The following is a 3,001-nucleotide window of genomic DNA, read 5'->3' as shown; positions in this document are numbered from 1 at the left end:
TAGATACGACCATCTTTCGAGTGCCGGGCGGCATCCGTTTATTCCGAGAGGCAACGCAACTGAAAACCGTAGGCGCGGTTGCTCGCGTGGCTGGGATTGAGGTACGTCACGCCGAAATGCAAGCACATCCCATTGCTGCCGCCCACCGACGACGAATAGCTGAACCCGCTGCTGCCGACGCTGCTCAGCCCGCCATTGGCTCTCTCGCGGAAGCCCGGGGCCGGCTTTTCAGGTCGTCAAGTCGTGTACGACCACAGAGCCAAACGAGATCTCATGCTCTAAACATCAAAAAATTTGGCGGAATCGAAAAAAGCATTTACCTTTGCAGTCCGCAATCGGCCTTATGCAGACCTCATAACGTCTCATATCGGTCGCTTGGCGCAGGCCTGAGGCCCTTTCGTCTATCGGTTAGGACACAAGATTTTCATTCTTGGAAGAGGGGTTCGATTCCCCTAGGGGCTACGACGAAATAAAAACATAGCGATTTTTAAACATAATGGCAAATCACAAGTCATCTCAGAAACGGATTCGGCAGACCGAAACGCGGCGGTTGCATAATCGTTACTACCACAAGACCGCGCGGAACGCGGTGAAAGCGTTGCGGAATACGACCGACAAAGCTGCTGCTGAGGCGCTGTTGCCGAAAGTGGTGGCGATGCTCGATAAATTGGCGAAACGGAACATTATCCATGCCAATAAAGCGGCTAATCTGAAGAGCGCGCTTCAGCTGAAAGTGAACGCATTGGCGTAGTTTTCGGCGCGCTTCTCTACAATGCCCGGATGGCGGAATTGGTAGACGCGTTGGTCTCAAACACCAATGGAGCGATCCGTGCCGGTTCGATCCCGGCTCCGGGTACGGAATCCCTTGTCAATCGAATGATTGGCAAGGGATTTCTGCTATGATACAGGGTTCTCTTTGCAAAACCTTACGAACCTTCGATGAATCACGAAACCTATATGCGGATGGCCCTGGCAGAGGCCCGCGAAGCCTTGCGCCGGGAGGAGGTGCCGATCGGTGCAGTGGTCGTTGCTCGTGACCGCGTCATCGCCCGGGCGCACAATCTGACCGAAACGCTGAACGACGTCACCGCCCATGCCGAGATGCAAGCCCTCACGGCTGCGGCAGCTGCGTTAGGGGGGAAATATCTGGATCGTTGCACCCTCTATGTGACAGTCGAACCTTGTCCGATGTGTGCCGCGGCGCTGCGTTGGGCCCAGCTCGGGGCGCTCGTCTACGGCGCGGCCGATCCGAAACGGGGCTATACGACCGTTTCCGAGACCTTATTGCATCCGAAAACCGAGGTGACGACGGATATTTTGGGAGACGAATGCGCCGGGTTAATGACCGATTTTTTCGCACGGTTGCGGGCTCGAAACCTTTGACCCGCTTTGCGGCATGGAGCGGAAAATGGTTTCTGCATTTTGAAAATTCCGAAAAAATCGCTAAACTTGTCCTTGTCGCGCTCTTCGCGGGCGACGTTCGAGACGATATATTAACCTAAACATACCGTAAAAATGAAACGAATCAAAATGTGGAGCGCCGTGCTCGTGGCTGCGACGATGATCGGCAGCGTGGCGGCGCAGAGTGTCGAAGAGGTGGGCCTCAAGATGAAAGAGGCGGGCGAATTGTTGAATAACAAACAGCTCGTTCAGGCGATTCCGGTGCTCGAAGAGGTGATCCGGATGGGGCAAGAGGTGGGGGCCGATGCGGCGGATATTGTGGCCGAGGCGCAGAAGGTGTTGCCGGCTTGTTATCAGCAGAAGGGGAGCAACCTCTACAAAGCGAAGGATATGGAAGGGGCGATCGCTGCTTTCTCCAAAGCGGCGGATCTGGCCGAATTGCAAGGTAATGTGATGATGAGCCGGCAGTTGGGACGTGCGATTTCGCAGCTCTATATGGCGCAGGGGATCGCCAGCTTCAATACGAAGGATTATACCAAAGCGCTCGAAAGTTTCCAGAAAGGGGTGGCGCAGGATCCGAGTAACATCCAGTTGGCTTATTATACGGCCAAATCGTATGCTGAGCTGGGCAAGTTGGAGGAGGCGGTAGCACTCTACCGGCAGGTGATTGCGGCAGGGGCCGAGAACAGCAAATTCGCGGAGCAGGCTAAAGGGGCTCAGGCGGATTTGAACAACTACCTGTTGGTGGCGGCTTCGGAAGCGGCCAAAGCGGGTGATATCGAGAAGGTGCAGGCTTATGCGGCGATGATTCCGGAGAATGCCGATGCCGGTCTGTTGCTGATCCAAACGGCCAATAACCTCAAGAAATACGACATCGTGGTGGCGAACGGCGCGGAAGCTTATGCGGCTCAGCAGGATGAGGCTCAGAAAGCGAATATCGCCTATTTGTTGGGGGTTGCTTACCAGAATCGAGGGAATAACGCCAAGGCGATCGAATGGCTGAAGAAGGTGACTGCCGGAGGGAATGTGGCGGCAGCCAAAGCTTTGGCGAGCGAATTGGCGGCGCAGTAGGTTGTAGCGGTACTTTTGTGCGAAGTTTTGTGGGACGATATTCCATTCGGAATATCGTCCTTTGTTTTTGTTGCGGTTCGGGGTAGCTCCGCAGCGCGAAAAAAAGATTGGGCCGGGGCTGCCTTGGGGTAGAGGCTGCCCACTCCGAGTGCCGGAAGGCACCGCCCGCCCGGCGTAAGGGCAGTCCCCTCCTGTAGGACAGACACGCGCCACGCCTTAGGAGGGAAATCGTCAAAATGTGCTTGCACGTTTTGACAAGATTTCCCCAGGCGTGCGAAAAGAGAACAATGCGCAAATACTGTCGCCCGCCCGCTTAAAAGGGGATTTCGCTCGTTTTGCGGTGAGCAAAATCGAAATGAAATCCCAGCGGGCGACGGAAATGCGGCGGAGCGACAGCGGAGCCGCAGTGAGGCCGACACGGGGCGGAGAACTGGGTGAGCTTTAGACCGAGAGCGAATAGCTAATTCTCCGTGTCAACGGTCGGCCCGTAGCCCCCGGATGCGGAGGGGACGCACAGCGTCTTTTATTA

General features: G+C 55.6%; 3 protein-coding genes and 2 tRNA genes. All 5 read left to right on the top strand.

All coding sequences use genetic code 11. From position 1 onward, the window contains the following. Positions 1-390 precede the first annotated feature (390 nt). The 5 genes from QZ302_RS09615 (at position 391) to QZ302_RS09595 (ending at position 2,472) form a co-directional block, all read left to right on the top strand. A tRNA-Glu gene (locus QZ302_RS09615) sits at positions 391-462 on the top strand. Positions 463-496: 34 nt separating this feature from the next. Further along, the gene (gene rpsT, locus QZ302_RS09610; RefSeq protein ID WP_294594838.1) at positions 497-751 is read left to right on the top strand and encodes a 30S ribosomal protein S20; all 255 of its coding nucleotides are present in this window, start codon (positions 497-499) and stop codon (positions 749-751) included. Positions 752-774: 23 nt separating this feature from the next. Further along, positions 775-856 (top strand) — tRNA-Leu (locus tag QZ302_RS09605). 83 nt (positions 857-939) lie between these two features. Beyond that, positions 940-1,383, top strand: a complete 444-nt coding sequence (locus tag QZ302_RS09600) for a nucleoside deaminase (RefSeq protein WP_294594836.1) — start codon at positions 940-942, stop codon at positions 1,381-1,383. A gap of 132 nt (positions 1,384-1,515) precedes the next feature. Then, entirely contained in the window at positions 1,516-2,472 is a 957-nt protein-coding gene (locus QZ302_RS09595) for a tetratricopeptide repeat protein (protein WP_294594834.1), read from the top strand. The last annotated feature ends 529 nt before the right edge of the window (positions 2,473-3,001 follow it).

The organism is uncultured Rikenella sp. (assembly GCF_910579375.1).
Classification (GTDB): domain Bacteria; phylum Bacteroidota; class Bacteroidia; order Bacteroidales; family Rikenellaceae; genus Rikenella.
The sequence above is the reverse complement of the archived record's forward strand: the minus strand, read 5'-3'. Positions and strand labels throughout refer to the sequence as shown.

Coding starts and splice junctions, on each gene's coding strand:
- QZ302_RS09600 (WP_294594836.1), top strand. CDS start 940: ATGAATCACGAAACCTATATGCGGATGGCCCTGGCAGAGGCCCGCGAA.
- rpsT (WP_294594838.1), top strand. CDS start 497: ATGGCAAATCACAAGTCATCTCAGAAACGGATTCGGCAGACCGAAACG.
- QZ302_RS09595 (WP_294594834.1), top strand. CDS start 1,516: ATGAAACGAATCAAAATGTGGAGCGCCGTGCTCGTGGCTGCGACGATG.